The following is a 1,460-nucleotide window of genomic DNA, read 5'->3' as shown; positions in this document are numbered from 1 at the left end:
TAAAATGTACCCTATAAGATGGACACTTTAAAAAAGGTCATCTTGTAGGGTCTTTTTGTGTACAATGAATAAAAAAACGAGCGGTGGTCAAGCGAATGTCAAAAAAACACTTTACAACTCAAGAGCAAGATCAGTTAAGAAGAAATCCCTATGTGAAAAATGTCAGTGCTAAAGCTATTACGTACACGGATGCGTTCAAAGAACGATTTATTCAAGAATACAGTCAAGGTACGCTTCCCCGTGAGATTTTTCAGGAAGCAGGCTTTCCCCTTGACGTCTTGGGTGCTACCCGGATTCGAAAGGCTTCCAATCGATGGCGTATGGCTTTTCAAGAACAAGGACCTACTGGATTAACTGACGGTAGAAAACACGCCTCAGGCCGTCCGCTGACCCGTGAATTAAGTCTTGAAGAAAAATATGCCCGTTTGGAAGCGAAAATGAAATGGCTTGAAGCGGAGAATGAATTCTTAAAAAAGCTCGATCAACTCGAAAGGCAGATGAGAAAAAAGACATCCAACTAAGTACGCGGCAAAAATTCGAACTGATTCAACAGATGATGCATACATACCCTTTCCAACGCAAGGTGCATGTTCTTTGTGAAATTGCTGGAGTTTCGCGTTCGGGCTATTACCAATATTGTAGCAAAGATGCTCGGTTACACCGTCAAAATCAGGAACAAGACGATCAGAAAGTAAAAGCGATCGTTCTGAAAGCCTACCATTACCGTGGAAGAAAGAAAGGTGCCCGTCAAATCAAAATGACGCTGGAGCTCCACTATGGAGTCACATACAATCTCAAGCGAATTCGTCGTGTCATGCAAAAGTACAACATCGTTTGTCCGATTCGAAAAGCGAATCCCGCACGTCGTATGGCCAAGGCCACCCAAGAGCATCGAACCTGTCCTAACACGTTAAATCGAGCTTTTAAGCAAGGGATTGCAGGTAAGGTACTATTAACAGACATCACGTATTTAACGTATGGGAAAAATAAGCGAGCCTACCTATCGACCATTAAAGATGCTGAAAGTAATGAGATTTTAGCTTATGAAGTCTCTGCTTCACTCGGTTTGGACATTGCGATGGAGACGTTGAAACAACTCAAAAAGCATCGTCATCTCACCTCGAATGCGTTGATTCATTCGGATCAAGGATTTCACTATACGAACCCAAAGTTTCAAAAGCTTGTGAAGAACATGGGGCTAGGTCAATCCATGTCGCGTCGAGGAAACTGTTGGGACAATGCTCCACAAGAATCCTTCTTTGGGCATTTTAAAGATGAAACGAATTTCAAAACATGTATGACCCTGGAAGAGGTTAAGCAAGAAGTGAAAAGCTACATGATCTATTACAATCATTATCGAGGTCAATGGAACTTAAACAAGCTGCCGCCTGCGCGATACAGACAGCAGCTTGAAGCAGCCTAACCTTTTTTAATTTGTCCTGTACAAGGGGTACATTTTA

At 42.3% G+C, this 1,460-nt stretch carries 1 protein-coding gene; it reads left to right on the top strand.

Features of this window, described 5'->3' with window-relative positions; translation table 11 throughout:
- Positions 1-95: 95 nt before the first annotated feature.
- Positions 96-1,423, top strand: a protein-coding gene (locus HNR77_RS29840) for an IS3 family transposase (RefSeq protein ID WP_260411030.1) whose coding sequence is annotated in 2 segments (ribosomal slippage) — positions 96-465 and positions 465-1,423 — 1,329 coding nt in all. Because the reading frame shifts where the segments join, the coding sequence is not laid out codon by codon here.
- The last annotated feature ends 37 nt before the right edge of the window (positions 1,424-1,460 follow it).

The organism is Paenibacillus sp. JGP012, from assembly GCF_014203995.1.
Classification (GTDB): domain Bacteria; phylum Bacillota; class Bacilli; order Paenibacillales; family Paenibacillaceae; genus Paenibacillus; species Paenibacillus silvae.
The sequence above is the reverse complement of the archived record's forward strand: the minus strand, read 5'-3'. Positions and strand labels throughout refer to the sequence as shown.